A 17,175-nucleotide genomic window follows, 5' to 3' on the forward strand; every position below is an offset into this window, starting at 1 on the left:
ATCCGGGACTGCGGCGCCGCGGTCGTTCTCAGTGGATCGAACCGAACGGTCCGACCGTGTCGGTCGCCCCGGTTAACCTCTCCGCATGAGTGAGAAGGTCAAGGGACCCGAGTCGTATTTTCCGTCGATCGAGCAGAAGTACGGACGCCCGATCGAGGAGTGGAAGAACATGATCCGCGCGTCGGATCTCGCCAAGCACATGGAGCTCGTGAACTGGCTGAAGCAGGAACACAGGATGGGCCACGGGCACGCCAACGCTCTCGTCGCGCACACTCTGAAGGAACAGAAGCCCGAGTGACGAGAGCGTCCGGCTACGCCAACCGTGGGGGTGCGGTGCGGTAGGTCGCGGGGGTTGCGCTGAGCCGGATCGGGTTGGCGATCTGACGAAGCGGAGCGTCCCGGTCGGGATCGTCGATCGACACCACCGGTGAGAGGCCGAGTCGTTCGGCGAGCGCGACCGCGTCGGCGATGTCGTTGAGCGGACCGCACGGCACCCGCGCCGCGGTCAGAGCGTCGAACCACGCGTCGGCGGTGTCCGTCGACAGCAGTTCGTCGATGATCTTCGTCAGCTCCTCCCGGTTCGCGACGCGGGCGGTGTTCGTAGTGAACCGGTCGTCGGTGGCGAGTTCCGGAGCGCCGAGAACCTCGGCCAGCGAAGCGAATTGACGGTCGTTGCCCACGGCGAGGACGAACGGCCGGTCGGCCGTGTGGAACACCTCGTAGGGCGCGATGCTCGGATGACGATTGCCCATCGCCTTCGGCACCACACCTGCCGCGACGTAGCCCGACGACTGGTTCGCCAACGCCGACAACAGGGACGACAACAGGTTCACCTCGACGCGCTGGCCCTCACCGGTGCGGTCGCGGTGCCGCAGCGCGGCGAGGATGCCGAGCGCAGCGTGCATTCCGGTGATGACGTCGACCACGGCGACGCCGACCTTGGTGGGTGTCGCCGGGTCGGGCCCGGTGATGCTCATCAGACCGCCGACGGCCTGGATGAGCAGGTCGTAGCCGGGCAGATTGTTGTGCCCACCGAAGCCGGTGATCGAGGTGTAGACGATGCCGGGGTTGAGTTCCCGGGCCTGCTCGTATCCGAGCCCGAGCCGTGTCATCGTGCCGGGCAGGAAGTTCTCGACGACGACATCGGCGCGGGCGACGAGATCGCGTGCCTGCCCGAGTCCTTCGTCGGTGGTCAGGTCGATGGCCACCGACTTCTTGTTGCGGTTGACGCCGAGGAAGTAGGTCGACTCGTCGCCGACCCAGGGCGGGCCCCAGTGCCGGGTGTCGTCCCCGAAGCCGGGTCGTTCGATCTTGACGACCTCCGCCCCGAGGTCGGCGAGCAGCATGGTGGCGTAGGGGCCGGCGAGCACGCGACCGAAGTCGGCGATCACCAGCCCCTCGAGCGCACTGGGAAGGGTGGTCACCGGAAAGCCGCCTCGCCGGTCAGCGCCTTGCCGATGGTCAGCTGGTGGACCTCGGAGGTGCCCTCGTAGGTCAGCACCGATTCGAGGTTGTTGGCGTGGCGGATGACGGGGTACTCGAGCGTGATGCCGTTGGCGCCGAGGATGGTCCGGCACTCGCGGGCAATCGCGATGGCCTCGCGCACGTTGTTGAGCTTGCCGAGGCTGACCTGCTCCGGGGCGATCTCGCCGCGGTCCTTGATGCGGCCGAGGTGGTAGGCGAGCAGGTGACCCTTGCCGACCTCGAGCGCCATGTCGGCGATCTTGGCCTGGGTGAGCTGGTAGCCGGCGAGCGGCTTGTCGAACACCTCGCGGGACTGCGAGTACTCGATGGCGGTCTCGAGGCAGTCGCGGGCGGCGCCGATGGCACCGAAGACGATGCCGAAGCGGGCCTCACCGAGGGAGGTCAGCGGTCCGCGCAGACCCTTGGCCTTCGGCATCATCGCCGAGGCGGGCAGACGCACGCCGTCGAGGACGAGCTCCGAGGTGACCGAGGCGCGCAGCGACAGCTTGGAGTGGATCTCCGGGGCGGAGAAACCGGGGGTGTCGGTGGGGACGACGAAGCCGCGGATGCCCTTGGCGCCTTCTTCGAGGTCGGTCTGCGCCCAGACGACGGCGACGTCGGCGATCGAGCCGTTGGTGATCCACATCTTGGTGCCGTTGAGGATCCAGTCGTCGCCGTCGCGCTTGGCGTTGGTGCGCATCCCGGCGGGGTTGGAGCCGAAGTCGGGCTCGGTCAGGCCGAAGCAGCCGATGGCCTCGCCGGCGGCCATGTGGGGGAGCCATTCCTGCTTCTGCTCTTCGCTGCCCCAGTGGTGGATGGAGAACATCGCCAGCGAGCCCTGCACGGACACGAGGCTGCGGATGCCGGAGTCGACGGCCTCGAGTTCGAGGCAGGCCAGGCCGTAGGCGGTGGCGCTCATGCCGGCGCAGCCGTAGCCGTCGAGGTGCATGCCGAGCACGCCCAGCTGTCCGAGTTCCTTGGCGAGCTCGCGCGCCGGGAGCTTCGCTTCCTCGAACCACTGGGCCACGTGCGGGCGGATGCGCTCGTTGCCGAACTTGCGGACGGTGTCGCGGATGTCGATCTCCTCCTGCTCGAGCAGGGAGTCGAGGGCGAACAGCTGGGTGAGCGACTGAGCGTGGGACATGGCCTTCTCCGGTGGTCGAGGAAACGTTTGTCAGAACGATTGCGAGAACGTTTGCACGATCGATTGCATGGCCTACGCTAAAGGCATGCTCCGGGCGCGTCAACCCGGAACACGAACTCGATGCCGTACAAGCAGGAGAGCCGCATGCCCCGTCCCGACCGCGCCCCGACGCTCAAGGAGATCGCCGAGCGCGCCGGTGTCCACGTCTCGACGGCATCCCGGGTGCTGCGCCAGCCCGAACCGGTCGACGGCTGGTCGGACTCGGCACTGCGGGTGCGGGAGGTCGCGGCCGAACTGGGATATCGCCCCAATCTGTGGGCAGCGAGCCTGCGGACCCGCAAGACCACGACCCTCGGTGTCGTCATGCCGCGACTCACCGACGGCGTGGTCGCCACGACCTACCAGGGCATCGAGGAAGCCGCCACGAAAGCGGGCTACTCGGTGCTGCTGTCGAGCCCACCCGACGATCTCGAGGCGCAACGTCGCGCCATCGCGCTGCTCGTGGGCCGGCAGGTCGACGGTCTGCTGCTGAGCAGCATGCACCTGCCGGGCCGCCCGTTCGTCGAGTCGCTGGCGCTCGGATCGCTGCCCATCCTCGCGGTCACCCGGCACGCCGACGCCGGGTTGCCGTTCGTAGTGGGCGACGACTACCGAGGAGGAGTGCTGGCCGCCCGGCACCTGCTCGACCGCGGCTACGACGACCTGGCGATCATCGCCGGCCCCGACCACGCCAGCACTGCCCGCGACCGGCGCGACGGCTTCGTCGACACCCTGAAGGAAGCGTCGGTGGCCCTGCCGCCCGAGCGGATCGTGCGGTCGAGCTTCGACGTCGCCGGGGGTGTCGAGGCCGCGCGTGCGCTGCTGGATCGCCCCGACCGGCCCCGCGCGATCTTCGCGGTCAGCGACACCATTGCCATCGGCATCCTCGGTGTCGCCCGCGACCTGGGTCTGTCCATCCCCGGCGATCTCGCCGTCGTCGGTTACAACGACATCCCTGTCGTCGCGCAGCTGCCGGTTCCGCTCACCACCGTGCGATCGCCCGCGCACGATATCGGGGTGACGGCCATCGAGCGTCTGCTCGAACTCGTGCGCACCGGGGAGACGGAATCGACGAAGCTGCCCGTCGAACTCGTCGCGCGCGGATCGAGCTGAGCGACCTCACCCGTTGCCGTTGCCGTTGCCGCGGCCGCTGTTGCCATTGTTGCCGTTGCCGCGACCGTTGTTCCCGTTGCCGTTGTTCCCATTTCCATCACCGCCGTTGCCGTTGCCATTCCCGTTGTTGTTGCCGGGTCCGCTGTTCCCACGGGACTCGGATTCGGACCTCGTGGGCCCGGCATCCGCCGGCGGTGCGACAGGAACGGTCTCCGGAGCGGGTACGACGGGCGGAACCACGGGGGTTTCGTCCGCTGTGCGAGCCGGGACGACCGTGGATTCGGGAGTCACAGGGAGCTCGGTGGTGGCCGGTACCCGTTCGGGCGTCGCTGCGGACGTGCCCGGCGTCCGGGTCTCCGGTGTGGCCGCCGGCGGGGAGTCGCCCCGCCCGAATCCGAGCGCGAGACCGCCCACGGCGAGCGCTCCGACCAGCGTCAGACCCGCCGCGACGAGAACTCCACGGGAACGGTCCGTGCCTACGGTGGTCGTCGGGTCGACAGCCATACCTGCCGGCAGCCGGGTCGTCGCAGTGCGGTATCCGTCGGAGTTCTGCAATGCCGAGAGCATCTCGTGCGCACTGCGGAACCGGTCGGAAGGCTCTCGTGCCATGGCCCGCTCGATCACTGCGACGAGCCCAGGATGGGCGTCCGGTCGGAGTTCGGTGAGCGGCTGCGGCCGGTCGTGCGTGATGGCCCGTGCCAGCGCGAGGATGTTGTCCTCGGCGAACGGCCTCCGCCCGCACAGGGACTCGTAGCCGACGATCCCGACCGCGTACAGATCGTCCGTAACGGACGCGGGGTGTCCGGTGATGCGGTCCGGGCTCAGATAGGCGACGGTCCCCACGAGTTCACCGGTGCGGGTGAGGTCGTCGCCGACGCTCTTCGCGATACCGAAGTCGGCGACCTTGATCTCACCGTTCTCCGCGACGAGCACGTTCGCCGGTTTGATGTCCCGGTGAAGGATCCCCGCACCGTGCGCGGCGACGAGTGCCTCGAGAATTCCGGCGAGCACCGTGCGCACCCGATCGTCGGGTAGGGGTCCGCGGGCGATGTCGTCGGCGAGGGTCCGCCCGGGAAGCCGTTCCATAACGATGTAGGGACGTCCGTCGTGTTCACCCGTGTCGTACACGGCGACGATGCGAGGGTGGTTCAGGGCCGCGGCGGCCCGGGCCTCGACTTCGAAACGACGTCGTACGTCCGGTCTGCTACCCACCTCCCGTCCGAGCAGTTTGACGGCGACGGGCCGGTGGAGGCGGGTGTCCCAACCGTCGTGGATCTCGCCGCTGCCGCCCACGCCGAGCAGACCGCTCAGCTCGTAGCGGCCGTCGAGAACTTTGTGGACGGTCACAGGTCGACGGTAGCCGTTCGAAGGGGGGAGTAAACAAAATGCGCTGGTGGGAGGACGGGCATCCGGGCTTCATCCGTGATCTTCACCCGATGCTCGTAACGCGTTTGTAATTCGTGCCGATCTCATGCCCGGGAGAACCACGCTGCCGGAGGGTCTGGATGAAGACGATTGTGCGAGCCGGGATCGTCGCCGGCATGGCAGCTGCATCGATGGTGTGGCCGGTGTCCGCGATGAGCGACCCGGGTAGCGAGCACGGCATCCGATACGTCGCGCTCGGCGACTCGCGTGCCGCCGGACCCTACCTCGACGCAGCGGCGATGCTCAGCGGATGTGCCCGCGCGGATGCGGGATATCCGAACCTCGTCGCGGGTTCGCTGCAGACCGTCAGTATCGTCAACGTCGCGTGTTCGGGAGCACGCACCGAGCACATCACGTCCGTCCCGCAGCAGACGTCGACCGGATCGGTCCCGCCGCAGATCGATTCGCTCACTCCGGACACGAATCTCGTCACGCTGAGCATCGGCGGCAACGATGTCGGCTGGGCGGGGCTCGTCTCGGCCTGCTACACCGAGCTTCCGGGCGGCGACGCGCACTGCCGCACCGATCCGGGCACCACGTCGCGCATGGACGCCGCCCTGAGCGCGCTCGGACCGAAGGTCACCGCGACACTCACAGCCGTCCAGCAACGCGCACCGCGCGCACGGGTCCTGCTGGTCGGGCACGGTGGCGTCTTCGGCAACCGGGGTTGCTGGCCCAACATCCCCACCAGCGATGCCGACGCCTCCTTCGTGACGAACTTCTTCGTGCGGATGAACCGAGTACTCGCCCGGTCCGCCGGCGAGGCCGGTGCCGAGTTCGTCGACGTCATGGCCGGATCGGAAGGACACGACGCGTGTGCGCCCTCCGAGCAGCGCTTCTACGAAGGACGGCAGTCGCTGTCGCTGGCGAAGGCGCTGCATCCCACCGCCGCGGGGATGCGGCACATGGCGCAGCGGGTGACGAACGTCTGGTACCAGCGGGGCTAGAAACCGACGACCAGCGGCGTTTCGTTCGCGACACTCGCCGGACACGACGGCGAAAAAGTGGAATGCTGCACTCCACTGCGTGCTCACATCCGTCGAACCGGTCCTGCGCGGGAGGCCTCGATGACGATCTACCGACAACAGCTCGGCGGAACCGGTTACGAGTTCGACGGCCTCGTCGACCTGCTCGGCAAAGCATCCCCGCGCCGCTCGGGCGATGAACTCGCGGGCTGCGCTGCCACCTCGGATGCCGAACGCGCCGCGGCACAGCTCGCCCTCGCCGACCTCCCGCTCACCGCCTTCCTCACCGAGGCGGTCGTCCCGTACGAGACCGACGAGGTCACCAGGCTGATCGTCGACACCCACGACGCGACGGCCTTCGCGCCGGTCTCGCACATGACCGTCGGGGAACTGCGCGACCACCTCCTGGAGGTCGCGGCCCGACCGGACTCCGCCGACGTGCTCGCGGTACTCGCGCCGGGACTCACCCCGGAGATGGTCGCAGCGACCAGCAAGATCATGCGGAACCAGGACCTCATCGCGGTCTCCCGCGCTGCGACGGTGACCAGTGCGTTCCGCACGACCATCGGATTGCCCGGCCGGCTCGCGACACGCCTGCAGCCGAACCATCCCGTCGACGATCCGCGTGGGGTCGCCGCGTCCGTCCTCGACGGTCTGCTGATGGGATGCGGCGACGCGGTGGTCGGCATCAATCCGGCGAGCGACTCGCCGCACGCCGTGTCCGACCTGCTGCACCTGCTCGACGAGATCCGGCAGCGATTCGAGATCCCCACCCAGTCGTGCGTGCTCACCCACGTCACCACCACCATCGACCTGATCGAGAAGGACGCGCCGGTCGACCTGGTGTTCCAGTCCGTCGCCGGCACCGAGGGTGCCAACCGCAGCTTCGGGGTGGACCTCGCAGTGCTGCGGGAGGGCAACGAGGCCGGCAGGTCGCTGCGACGGGGGACCGTCGGCAGCAACGTCATGTACTTCGAGACCGGGCAGGGTTCGGCGTTGTCGTCGGGAACCCATGTCGGAACCGGAGGCAGGCCGGTGGATCAGCAGACGCTCGAAGCGCGTGCGTATGCCGTTGCGCGCGAGTTCGATCCGCTGCTCGTCAACACGGTCGTGGGGTTCATCGGACCGGAATACCTGTACGACGGCAAGCAGATCATCCGCGCGGGTCTCGAAGACCAGTTCTGCGGCAAACTTCTCGGCCTGCCGATGGGTGTGGACGTCTGCTACACCAACCATGCCGAGGCCGACCAGGACGACATGGACACCCTGCTGACCCTGTTGGCCGTTGCCGGAACAGCTTTCGTCATCACCGTGCCCGGCGCCGACGACGTGATGCTCGGCTACCAGTCGCTGTCGTTCCACGACGCCCTGTACGTGCGGGAGGCCGCCGATCTGCGGCCGGCACCGGAATTCGAGGACTGGCTACGCAGGCAGGGCATGGCGGACGACGTCGGTCGCATCCTGCCGGTGGACGTCGGCACGTCCCCTCTGCGCGCACTCGGAGGTGCCTTGTGAGCGACCTGTGGGACGAATTGCGCCGGAACACCCAGGCACGGATCGGCCTGGGACGCACCGGGAACAGCATCCCGACGCGCCGTCATCTGGAATTCGTGGCGGCCCATGCCGAGGCGCGCGACGCCGTGCACGTCCCGCTCGATGTGCATTCCTTGGCTCAGCGGGTTCGTGATCTCGGGCTCGGTGAGCAGTTGATCGTGGAAAGCGCAGCAGGAGATCGCAGTACGTATCTGCGTCGCCCCGACCTCGGCCGGCAGCTCGCCGAGGGGACCACGCTGCCGCGCATGGAGGCCGATCTCGGTATCGCGCTGTGCGACGGGTTGTCGTCCACCGCTCTCGACGCCCACGGACCCGATCTGCTCGCGGCGATCGTCGCTGCCCTGCCCGGGTTGACCGTGGCGTCACCGGTGATCGCGACGCAGGCCCGCGTCGCGCTGGGCGACCGTATCGGTGAGCGGCTCGGCGTCACGACGATGCTCGTGATCATCGGCGAACGGCCCGGCCTGTCGGTGGCCGACAGTGTCGGCGTGTACCTGACGCACCACCCGACGCCGGGACGCAGTGACGCCGAACGCAACTGCGTGTCGAATATCCACCCGCCCGGCGGGATGACCTACGAGCACGCGGCGCGCGTCGTCGCGGCCCTCGTGAACGGGGCGCGGCAGTTGGGGGCCTCGGGGGTGGCGTTGAAGGACACCTCGCGGGATCCCGCACTCACCGACCCCGACAGCGGAGCGCGAAACGGTCAGCAGAGCGCGTAATAGCGCGCTCCGATGACCATTTCGCGCTCTGTTGTGACGAGGACCTGCTGATTACTGCGCGGTGTAGCCGCCGTCCACGAGGAATTCCCCACCGGTGATGAACGACGCTTCGTCGCTCGCCAGGAACGCGACGAGACCGGCCACTTCGGCCGAGGTGCCGAGCCTACCCAATGGTGTCAGCGCGGCCATCCGTTCCCGGCCCTGATCGCCGAGGGTGGGGGTGTCGATGAAACCCGGGTGCACCGAGTTCACACGGACACCGGCCGACGCCCAGGCGACGGCCGTGTTCTTCGACAGCGTCCGCACCGCGCCCTTCGCGGCCGCATAGGCCGGAGCGGATCCGAAGCCTCCGACGACGCCGAACATCGAACTGACGTTGACGACCGAACCGTAGCCGGACGCTTTCAGAGCGGAACTCGCCGCACGCTGGCCGAGGAAGACACTGGTCTGCGTCACCGCGATGACCCGGGCGTAGAGCTCGGTGTCGGTGTCCTCGATCAGGTCCGGATGAGCGATTCCGGCGTTGTTCACCAGGATCCCGAGACCCCCGAAGGTGTCGACCGTCTCGGCGATCGTCTCCTGCCACTCCGCTTCGGAGGAGACGTCCAGGTGCCGGTAGACGGCTCGACTACCACCGTCCACGATCGACTGCGCCACAGCGGTGCCGAGGTCGTCCTGGATATCGGCGACGACCACGGCCCCGCCTTCAGCAGCGATGCGTTCGGCGACCGCACGACCGATTCCGCTCGCGGCGCCGGTCACCAGCGCCACCTTGTTCTCGAACCGACTCATCGACCCGCTCCCTTCTCTGAGTTCCGCACGTGGGATGTCAGACTCCGAGAGCGACCCGACCGGCGGTGGCTCCACCGTCGACGATCAGATCGTGCCCGGTGACGTAGTTCGCGTCGTCCGAGGCGAGGTACAGAATTCCCGTGGCCATCTGGGAGGGGTTGGCGGCGTATCCGATGGGCTGGAGCTTGTCGAGGACGTCGACGATGCCCTCCACGTCCGGCACCATGCCGCTCAGCATGGTGCCGGGCGAGATCGTGTTCACGCGAACACCTTTGGGCGCGAGTTCGAGCGCGCATGCCTTGGACATCGCGACCACGGCCGCCTTCGTGCCACAGTAGACGGCCATGCCCTCGGTGGGCAGGTAACCGCCGTTCGAGGCAGTGTTGACGATAACACCGGATCCCTGCTCCGCCATGACGCGACCTGCCGCTCGAGTGCCGTAGAAGATGCCGGCGAAGTTCACTGCCACCACGCGCTCGAAGTCGTCGTTCGTCGTGTCGAGAAGCGGGCCGGCGGCGTGGACACCGGCGTTGTTGCACATCACGTCGAGTCGTCCGTACCGGGCGACGGTCCCGCTGACGAGAGCGTCGACCTCGGCGGGGTTGCCGACGTCGGTGCGGACGAAGTCGGCGCCGATCTCCTGCGCTACGGCCTCACCCGCCTCCTGGCTGATGTCCGCTATGACCACGCGAGCGCCTTCGACGGTCATCAGTTCGGCGGTCGCCCGGCCGAGACCGGAGGAGGCTCCGGTGATGATGACGATCTTGTCCTGCATACGGTGTGCCATGTCGGCCTTTCGGATGGTGGTGCCGGGAAATGGGGGGTCAGGCGGTGGGCGAACCGAGGGTGCGCTCGGCGTGGAGCGCCTCGCTGCGCTTCTTCAGTGCGACGGCGGTGTCGTCGAACGCGCGCTTCACCCACACACCGCTGTCGGCCATGATCTGGTGTGCTTCCTCGCCGAGGAAGGCGTCGGTGGAGTAGTAGCGGCACCGGTTCTCGTCGATCGGTTCGATGACCTGATCGCGTCGAGCGGCTTGTGCAGATGTCTCGGTGGGGCGGAGCTCCCACGACAGTAGGCGTTCGGGCACCACGGCACAGACGTATTCGGTGTACGGGAAAGTTTCGGTGGCTCCCGAGTAGTCGGCCAGTGTCATATTCACGGGCGCACCGATTTCCAGTGTCGATTGCGCCGCGATGCAGAAGGGATTCCAGTTCGGGTAGTTGTCGAGATCGGTGAGGACCTCCCAGACGACATGCGCCGGAGCGTCGATCTTGACTGTGACAGAGCGAACCGTGGTCGCGGAATCGTATTCGGGGATGGACAGTTCGGTCATAGTTCCTCCATGGTCAGCGGATGAGGGTTCCCAGGTCGACCGGAATCTGAGCTCCGGTGATGTGACGAGCTTCGTCGGACAGCAACCAGGCGACGGTTCCGGCGATGTCCTCTGCGTCGGTCGCCTCGTCCGGCAGGGCGTTCATGAAGATCGGACCGAGGGTGGCGGCATGGTCGGCGATCATCTGCTGCATCTCGACGGGCTGCATGTCGGTGGTCACCCCGGCGGGGTGCACGGTGTTGACGCGGATGCGGTGCTGTCCGAGTTCGTTGGCCAGCGTCTTGCACAGGCCGACGACCCCGTGCTTGCTGGCCGAGTATGCGGCGACGAACGGCAGTCCGCGCAGACCCGCCACCGAGCTCGTCATGACGATGGCGCCACCCCGGCCCTGCTCGAGCAGGATCGGCACGGCCGCCTTGACGGTGTGGAAGACCCCGGTCAGGTTGATGTCGATGGTCTCCTTCCATTGCTCGAGGGCGTGCTCCCAGGTGGTGGCGGCGGTGCAGACACCGGCATTGGCGACGACGATGTCGAGGCCGCCGAGTTCGGCGACGCCCTCCGAGAGTGCCTGCTGGAGCGCGTCGAAGTCGCGGACGTCGACCTCGCGGGCGACGATGCGCCGGCCGAGCGCTTCGACCTCCTTGACGGTGACGGCCAGATCGTCGGGGGTGGCGCCGGGATAGGCGGGGTATTCGAGGGACTTGCAGATGTCGACCGCGATGATGTCGGCGCCCTCGCTCGCGAGCCGGACGGCTTCGGCGCGACCCTGGCCGCGGGCGGCTCCGGTGATGAATGCGATCTTGCCTTCGAAGCGGCGTGTGCTCGTCATGATGTTCCGTTCGGAGAGGGAATGGTCGTGGTCGGGGTCAGGCGAAGGACGCGTGTCCACCGTTCAAGACGGCACCGCCGTCGGTGGTGACGTCGAAGCGCGCGCCGGTGGCGTCGCCCCAGGCGCGGACCTGCGCGGTGTCGCCGGGGAAGACGGGTGCCGCGAACCGGCCGGACAGGGTCTTCAGGTCGGCCGGGTGGGCGCCGAGCATGTCTGCGAGAGGCAGGGTGGTCGCAGCGAGGGTGCACAGGCCGTGCAGGATCGGACGTGGTTGCCCGATGCGTGCTGCGGCGTCGGGATCGATGTGGATGTGGTGCCGGTCGCCGGTGAGGCGGTAGAGCGCGGCCTGATCGAGATCGGTCGTCAAAGTGCCGACGACGGTCGGGTCCCCCTCGGGTGCGGACGGTGCCGACGGACCGCGATCACCGCCGAATCCACCTGCGCCGGGGGCGAACAGCGCCCAGGTGGCCACGAAGTAGTCGCTCTCGACGACCACTTCGAAGACCGCAGCACGGCCCTTGTCCCAGACCTCGCCGACCCGTGCCGACATCGAGATCTCGCCGGACCGGGGCAGGGGAGCGAGCACGTCGAGACTCTGCGAGCCGTGGAGCGCCGTCTTCGTGTCGAACGCCCCGAGTGTGCCCAGCGCATCGGGTGCCCACTGTGCGAGGGTCAGGGCGAAGGTGGGCAGGACGCGGAGTCGGTCCTCGAAGACCAGGTCGAGGTCGGTGGCGTGGGCGCCGACCGCCAGCGCGTACAGGACGGCGTCGCGCTCGTCGTAGCCGACCACTCGGGTGCCCAGGTCGAGGTCACGCCACCGGGTGGGGGTCGACGTCGTTTCGGTCATCGATGGAGATCCCTTCTGGTGTTGACGTCGCGCGTGTGGCGTATCTGCCGCGTCACACGCGCGCCGGGGTGAATCGCGGATAGTCGAGGTAGCCCTCGGCGCCCCCGCCGTAGTAGGTGTTCGGGTCCGGTGCCGTCAGTGGCCACCCGTTCTGCAGGCGTGCGACGAGGTCGGGGTTCGCGATGAACGGTTGTCCGAAGGCGGCGAGGTCGATCAGGTCCCGCTCGAACAGTTCGTCGGCGTACTCCTGCGTCATTCCGCCGGCAAGGATGATCGTTCCCCGGAACCGGGCACGGAAGGCCGTGAGGAAGTCGATGTCGAGAAGCCGACCGCCGGCAGGACGCTGGTCGATGAGGTGGATGTAGGCGAGGTTGCGGCGCGACAGTTCCGAGGCCAGGTACAGATAGGTCTCTGCGGCCTCGGGATAGGCGGGCATGTCGAACAGTTCGCTGAACGGGGAGAGCCGGATCCCGACGCTGGCGGAGCCGAGTACGTCGATCACGGCGTCGACCGTCTCGAGCAGGAACCGGGCACGATCGGTGTAGGAGCCGCCGTACCGGTCGGATCGGGTGTTGGTCGCGGGGTTGAGGAACTGTTCGAACAGGTAGCCGTTGGCTCCGTGCAACTCGACACCGTCGAAGCCTGCCACCTCGGCATTGGTTGCTGCACCGGCGAAGTCATCGACGACGCGGCCGACTTCCTCGGTGCTCAACGGGCGGGGATCACCGACGTCGACGAAGCCGACGTTCCCGTCGTCGTCGAGCGCGAAGATCTTGCTCTCCGGAGCGGGCACGGCGCCTGCGCTGACGGGTCGTCCGCCTTCCGGCTGGAGGGAGATGTGCGACAACCGGCCGACGTGCCAGAGCTGGGCGAAGATCCGCCCGCCCTCGCTGTGGACGGCGTCGGTGACCGTGCGCCATCCGGCGACCTGCGTCGGCGACCAGATCCCCGGGACGTACACGTATCCTTGCGCTTCGGGGGAGATCGGTGTGCCTTCGGTGACGATCAGTCCGGCAGTCGCCCGCTGGCGGTAGTACTCCGCCGTCTCCGCGGTCGGGATCGTGTCGATGCACCGTGCCCGTGTCATGGGCGCCATCACGAGACGATTGTCGAGGACGAGTCCGCCGAGCCGATGGGTGTCGAACAACCGAGTCAACGCTGTCTCTTTTCTGGAGGAGGTCTACGACTCTTGTTCACGGCCGCGGCGCGGAACTCGACCGGACCGTGGTGTCCGGAGATCGATTCGCGACGGAAAATATTGGTATAGAACAGATCTCACTCGAACGGGCCGTGATGGGGATCACTGTAGCCTTTGGCTGCGACAGCGTCAACACATCCGGCCCGTCGAGTGAACGGGGTCAGAACTCGATCTCGATCGGACCCGAGTCGGGACGTGCCTGGCATCCGAGGATGTACCCCTCGGCGATATCCGATGGGTCGAGGATGTCCGACTTCTCCATCACGACCTTCCCCGAAACCACTGTGCACGCGCAGGATCCGCACTCACCCGATCGGCAGGAGAACGGCACGTCGACACCGCGGTCGAGCAGTACATCGACGAGAGTGTTGCCGCTCGGCCACTCGAACCGATGCGACTCGCCGTCCAGGTGCACGACCGTCTCCACCGCAGAGGCGGGATCGTCGTCGACGAGCGGCGCGGGTGCTTCGAAGGGGTCCCCCGAAAGTGACACGAACACTTCCTGATGAAGGCGCTCCGCAGGAACATCTGCCGCTCGCACCCCGTCGGCGACGCCGTCCATGAACGGGGCGGGGCCACAGACGAACACCTCGCGAGAGGTGTGCTCCGCCGCCAGTGCCGCGAACCTCTCACGAGAAGGGATGCCGTGCACGTCGTCGAACCAGTAGTGGATCGTCAGACGGTCGTCGAACTTCGCGGCGTAGTCCTCGAGTTCGCGGTGGAAGATCACCGAGTCGCGGTCGCGATTGGCGTAGAAGAGAACGACCGACCGGTCGGACCGGAGCAGGGCCGTCTTCAGGATCGAGATGATCGGCGTGATGCCACTCCCTGCCGCGAACAGCAGGAAATCGCTCGTGAAATCCGCGGGCGTGAAGCGACCCGAGGGCGGCAGGACGGTGAGGGCATTGCCCGGTTCGACGTTGTCGCACAACCAGTTCGAACCGTAACCGCCGGCGGTTCGTTTGACGGTGACCTTCAACTCGTCGTCGATGCCGGGAGCGCTCGACAGCGAATACGACCGGGCGACATGTCCGGTGCGGTCGCTCGGTATCCGGACGGTCAGGAACTGGCCGGGTCGGTACACGAACAATTCACGGGAGTTCTTCGGCGTGCGCAGGACGATCGACTTCGAATCCGGGGTCTCTTCGATGACGTCGATGACGGTCAGTTCGTATCCGACACCGACGGTCTGCAAGGTGCTCACTCTCGGTCGCCTGCGCTCTCCGTTGACTACATTGTTCTCGTGAATTCGACTGCGTGAAAAGAAATCCGGACTCAGGGCAGGGGTACGCGCTGCTTCTTCTCGAACCCCGTGTACCCCTCGTCCGCAGCGCGGGTGCACCAGTCGGAATAGCGTTGGAAACCACCGACGTACATCAGCAGGGCCCGCGGCTTGCCGGGGATGTTCGCACCCGTGTACCAGGAGTCGGTACGGGAGTGCATCGTGCGCGAGGCAGCGGTGTCGACTTCGGCCGCCCACTCGCTCTCCTGCGCGAGGGTGGCGCCGAAGCGGGAGATCTCGTTCTCCTCGAGATGATCGATGGTCCGCAGGATCCAATCGACCTGCCACTCACCCGTGGTGATCATCTGCGCCAGGACGGAGGGGCTACCGGGGCCGTGCACCATGAACAGGTTCGGGAATCCGGCCGTCATCAGGCCGAAGACGGTCCTCGGTCCGTCGGCCCAGTGATCGGCGAGTCGCGCTCCGTCGACGCCGGTCACGTTCATCCTCAGCATCGAACCGGTCATCGCGTCGAAGCCGGTGGCGAAGATGATCACGTCGAGGTCGTACTCGGATTCACTGGTGCGAAGGCCCGACTCGGTGACCTCCTCGATGGGGTGGGCTCGTACGTCGACCAGGCTCACGTTGTCGCGGTTGAAGGTCTCGTAGTAGCCGGAGTCGATGCAGATCCGCTTGCCGCCGATCGGATAGGTCTTCGGGCACAGGAATTCTGCGGTCTCCGGGTCGTGGACGATGGACCGGATCTTGTTGCGCACGAACTCGGCGAGGATCTCGTTCGCCTTCGGGTCGCTGGAGGTATCGGTGAACGTCCGGATGAACTCGAGTCCGTTCCGGGCGTTCCACGCCCGCTCCATGACCTCTTCGCGCTCTTCTTCGGTGTAGTCGAAGATCGAACGCTGCTCGGCGACATTGCTCATGAGCACCGCGCCGTGGGTGCTGAGGATCTGCTTGCGCCGTTCGGGGTAGTTGGCCTTCCACTCCTGCTGGTATTCCGCATCCAGTTTCCGGTTGCGCGAGGGAAGGCTGAAGTTCGGGGTCCGCTGGAAGACCGTGAGGTGCTCGGCGACTGCGGCGACCTCGGGGGTGATCTGGATGCCCGTGGAACCGGTACCGATCAGACCGACGCGCTTGCCGGCGAGGTCGACGCCCTCCTTGGGCCACCGCGAGGTGTGGTACGCCTCGCCGCGGAAGCGGTCCAGTCCGGGCCAGTCCGGGACGTTCGAGACGTCGAGGCTGCCGGTCGCCGCGATGACGTGCCGGGCGACGAAGTGGTCGCCGGAAGCGGTACCGACATGCCATTCGTCCGCGGACTCGTCGAAGGTCAGTTCGTCGACGCGGGTCTCGAAGCGGATGTCCTCACGCAGGTCGAAGCGATCGGCGACATGGTTCGCGTATGCCTCGAGGTCCGGTTGCGGCGAGAAGTGCTCCGACCACGACCATTCCTGCTGGAGATCGTCGTCGAAGGAGTACGAGTACTGCATGGACTCGATGTCCACGCGGGCGCCGGGGTAGCGGTTCCAGTACCAGGTGCCGCCCACGCCGTCGCCTGCCTCCAGGCACACGACCCGACGGCCCTGCTGACGGAGACGGTGAAGCGCGTACATTCCGCTGAAGCCCGCGCCGATGACGACGACGTCGAAGCGTTCGGCGGTACGGCCGGCTTCCGGGGTCGAGGTGGACATGTTCCTCCAAGGATCGGATCTGCTTCAGCGGCGCGAGGCGGCCTGCTGAGGAATTCGGGGGTGGAGACTGCTACCCGAGCAGGGAGCCGCCATCCGCGACGATGTCGGTGCCGTTGACGAAGGACGCGTCGTCCGAAGCGAGAAAGACCACGACGTTGGCGGTCTCCTGCGGGTCGGCCTGGCGCTTGAGGCCGGTCGGGACCTCGGTGGAGGCGGTGGTCGGCGACATGTCGGTGCGAAGGTTGCCGGGCAGCACCGCATTCACCCGGATCTTCGACGGTTCGAGCTCGATCGCTGCGGTCCGCGTCAGTCCGCGCAGTGCCCATTTCGACATGCTGTACGAGCCGTGCCCGGCATATGACGTCGTGCCGGCGAGCGACGAGACGTTCACGATCGAACCGCCACCGCGGGCGCGCATAGCGGGGGCGACGGCCTGGATGCCGAGGAACGGTCCGCGCAGGTTGACGGCGAGGACCTTGTCGAGGTCGGCGACGGTCTCGTCCTCTAGGAGCTGCTTGCGGTAGATTGCCGCGTTGTTGACGAGGACGTCGAGGCCGCCGAAGGTCGAGGTCGCCAGGGCGACAGTGGCGGCCCAGTCCTCCGGGGAGGTCACGTCGAGGTGAGTGCGGACGACGGAGTCTCCGAGGTCGTCGGCGACGGTTTTCGCCAGGTCGTCGAGGACGTCGCCGATCACGACCGAGCAGCCTTCGCGCGCGAGTGTCCGGACGATCCGTTCGCCCTGTCCGCGTGCGCCACCGGTGACGATCGCGACCTTTCCTTCGAAGCGGTGCGGCATGATTCTCCGATTCCGGGATGCTCGTGGG

Annotated in this window: 17 protein-coding genes; 5 read left to right on the top strand and 12 right to left on the bottom strand. The window is 67.2% G+C overall.

From position 1 onward, the window contains the following. Positions 1-85 precede the first annotated feature (85 nt). Complete coding sequence (locus ACNJ7K_RS08465; RefSeq protein WP_159417291.1) at positions 86-298, top strand: DUF4287 domain-containing protein; 213 nt, start codon at positions 86-88, stop codon at positions 296-298. 13 nt (positions 299-311) lie between these two features. Here ACNJ7K_RS08465 and ACNJ7K_RS08470 read toward each other — a convergent pair whose 3' ends face one another. Beyond that, on the bottom strand, positions 312-1,424 hold the full coding sequence (locus ACNJ7K_RS08470) for a CaiB/BaiF CoA transferase family protein (protein ID WP_159417292.1): 1,113 nt from the start codon (positions 1,422-1,424) through the stop codon (positions 312-314). Continuing rightward, complete coding sequence (locus tag ACNJ7K_RS08475; RefSeq protein WP_120280695.1) at positions 1,421-2,608, bottom strand: acyl-CoA dehydrogenase family protein; 1,188 nt, start codon at positions 2,606-2,608, stop codon at positions 1,421-1,423. Before ACNJ7K_RS08475 ends, ACNJ7K_RS08470 begins: the two co-directional genes overlap by 4 nt. A 144-nt stretch (positions 2,609-2,752) precedes the next feature. Between ACNJ7K_RS08475 and ACNJ7K_RS08480 the strand changes: the two genes are divergently transcribed. Further along, a complete protein-coding gene (locus tag ACNJ7K_RS08480) occupies positions 2,753-3,760 on the top strand; it encodes a LacI family DNA-binding transcriptional regulator (RefSeq protein WP_404817778.1) in 1,008 nt (335 codons plus the stop codon). A 6-nt stretch (positions 3,761-3,766) separates the two neighbouring features. On the opposite strand, the gene ACNJ7K_RS08485 is transcribed toward ACNJ7K_RS08480, so the two are convergent. Next, positions 3,767-5,107 (bottom strand): serine/threonine-protein kinase, encoded by a 1,341-nt coding sequence (locus tag ACNJ7K_RS08485; RefSeq protein ID WP_159417295.1) that lies wholly within the window; start codon positions 5,105-5,107, stop codon positions 3,767-3,769. Between the two features lie 158 nt (positions 5,108-5,265). Here ACNJ7K_RS08485 and ACNJ7K_RS08490 point away from each other — a divergent pair, with 158 nt between their 5' ends. The 3 genes from ACNJ7K_RS08490 to eutC all read left to right on the top strand — a co-directional run bounded on the left by ACNJ7K_RS08490 (position 5,266) and on the right by eutC (position 8,426). Continuing rightward, positions 5,266-6,132, top strand: a complete 867-nt coding sequence (locus ACNJ7K_RS08490; RefSeq protein WP_487041478.1) for an SGNH/GDSL hydrolase family protein — start codon at positions 5,266-5,268, stop codon at positions 6,130-6,132. A gap of 120 nt (positions 6,133-6,252) precedes the next feature. Beyond that, positions 6,253-7,665 (top strand): ethanolamine ammonia-lyase subunit EutB, encoded by a 1,413-nt coding sequence (locus ACNJ7K_RS08495; protein ID WP_487041479.1) that lies wholly within the window; start codon positions 6,253-6,255, stop codon positions 7,663-7,665. Continuing rightward, positions 7,662-8,426, top strand: a complete 765-nt coding sequence (eutC, locus tag ACNJ7K_RS08500; RefSeq protein ID WP_277370493.1) for an ethanolamine ammonia-lyase subunit EutC — start codon at positions 7,662-7,664, stop codon at positions 8,424-8,426. Before ACNJ7K_RS08495 ends, eutC begins: the two co-directional genes overlap by 4 nt. 51 nt (positions 8,427-8,477) lie before the next feature. Here the strand turns inward: eutC and ACNJ7K_RS08505 are convergent, their stop codons facing one another. From ACNJ7K_RS08505 to ACNJ7K_RS08545, 9 genes are all read right to left on the bottom strand, one after another. Beyond that, entirely contained in the window at positions 8,478-9,218 is a 741-nt protein-coding gene (locus ACNJ7K_RS08505; RefSeq protein WP_160874633.1) for an SDR family NAD(P)-dependent oxidoreductase, read from the bottom strand. A 37-nt stretch (positions 9,219-9,255) separates the two neighbouring features. Then, positions 9,256-10,005, bottom strand: coding sequence for an SDR family NAD(P)-dependent oxidoreductase (locus tag ACNJ7K_RS08510; protein ID WP_237451147.1), 750 nt, complete (start codon positions 10,003-10,005; stop codon positions 9,256-9,258). Between the two features lie 37 nt (positions 10,006-10,042). Next, entirely contained in the window at positions 10,043-10,552 is a 510-nt protein-coding gene (locus tag ACNJ7K_RS08515; protein WP_160874631.1) for an SRPBCC domain-containing protein, read from the bottom strand. A gap of 13 nt (positions 10,553-10,565) precedes the next feature. Next, complete coding sequence (locus ACNJ7K_RS08520) at positions 10,566-11,381, bottom strand: mycofactocin-coupled SDR family oxidoreductase (RefSeq protein WP_026061840.1); 816 nt, start codon at positions 11,379-11,381, stop codon at positions 10,566-10,568. Positions 11,382-11,418: 37 nt separating this feature from the next. Continuing rightward, complete coding sequence (locus tag ACNJ7K_RS08525) at positions 11,419-12,228, bottom strand: MaoC/PaaZ C-terminal domain-containing protein (RefSeq protein WP_277370492.1); 810 nt, start codon at positions 12,226-12,228, stop codon at positions 11,419-11,421. 52 nt (positions 12,229-12,280) lie between these two features. Continuing rightward, positions 12,281-13,384, bottom strand: a complete 1,104-nt coding sequence (locus ACNJ7K_RS08530; protein ID WP_430716616.1) for an alkene reductase — start codon at positions 13,382-13,384, stop codon at positions 12,281-12,283. 202 nt (positions 13,385-13,586) lie between these two features. Next, positions 13,587-14,630, bottom strand: coding sequence for a ferredoxin--NADP reductase (locus ACNJ7K_RS08535; protein ID WP_277370490.1), 1,044 nt, complete (start codon positions 14,628-14,630; stop codon positions 13,587-13,589). A gap of 71 nt (positions 14,631-14,701) precedes the next feature. After that, positions 14,702-16,351, bottom strand: a complete 1,650-nt coding sequence (locus ACNJ7K_RS08540) for a flavin-containing monooxygenase (protein ID WP_277370489.1) — start codon at positions 16,349-16,351, stop codon at positions 14,702-14,704. A gap of 70 nt (positions 16,352-16,421) precedes the next feature. Continuing rightward, complete coding sequence (locus ACNJ7K_RS08545) at positions 16,422-17,147, bottom strand: SDR family NAD(P)-dependent oxidoreductase (RefSeq protein ID WP_277370488.1); 726 nt, start codon at positions 17,145-17,147, stop codon at positions 16,422-16,424. Between the last annotated feature and the right edge of the window lie 28 nt (positions 17,148-17,175).

Origin of the sequence: Rhodococcus shunpengi (assembly GCF_048381395.1) — a bacterium.
Lineage (GTDB): Bacteria > Actinomycetota > Actinomycetes > Mycobacteriales > Mycobacteriaceae > Rhodococcus.

Bases quoted from the DNA above. Each gene is read 5' to 3' on its own strand.
- ACNJ7K_RS08465 (WP_159417291.1), top strand. From the start codon at position 86: ATGAGTGAGAAGGTCAAGGGACCCGAGTCGTATTTTCCGTCGATCGAG.
- ACNJ7K_RS08475 (WP_120280695.1), bottom strand. From the start codon at position 2,608: ATGTCCCACGCTCAGTCGCTCACCCAGCTGTTCGCCCTCGACTCCCTG.
- ACNJ7K_RS08480 (WP_404817778.1), top strand. From the start codon at position 2,753: ATGCCCCGTCCCGACCGCGCCCCGACGCTCAAGGAGATCGCCGAGCGC.
- ACNJ7K_RS08490 (WP_487041478.1), top strand. From the start codon at position 5,266: ATGAAGACGATTGTGCGAGCCGGGATCGTCGCCGGCATGGCAGCTGCA.
- ACNJ7K_RS08495 (WP_487041479.1), top strand. From the start codon at position 6,253: ATGACGATCTACCGACAACAGCTCGGCGGAACCGGTTACGAGTTCGAC.
- ACNJ7K_RS08505 (WP_160874633.1), bottom strand. From the start codon at position 9,218: ATGAGTCGGTTCGAGAACAAGGTGGCGCTGGTGACCGGCGCCGCGAGC.
- ACNJ7K_RS08510 (WP_237451147.1), bottom strand. From the start codon at position 10,005: ATGGCACACCGTATGCAGGACAAGATCGTCATCATCACCGGAGCCTCC.
- ACNJ7K_RS08515 (WP_160874631.1), bottom strand. From the start codon at position 10,552: ATGACCGAACTGTCCATCCCCGAATACGATTCCGCGACCACGGTTCGC.
- ACNJ7K_RS08520 (WP_026061840.1), bottom strand. From the start codon at position 11,381: ATGACGAGCACACGCCGCTTCGAAGGCAAGATCGCATTCATCACCGGA.
- ACNJ7K_RS08525 (WP_277370492.1), bottom strand. From the start codon at position 12,228: ATGACCGAAACGACGTCGACCCCCACCCGGTGGCGTGACCTCGACCTG.
- ACNJ7K_RS08540 (WP_277370489.1), bottom strand. From the start codon at position 16,351: ATGTCCACCTCGACCCCGGAAGCCGGCCGTACCGCCGAACGCTTCGAC.
- ACNJ7K_RS08545 (WP_277370488.1), bottom strand. From the start codon at position 17,147: ATGCCGCACCGCTTCGAAGGAAAGGTCGCGATCGTCACCGGTGGCGCA.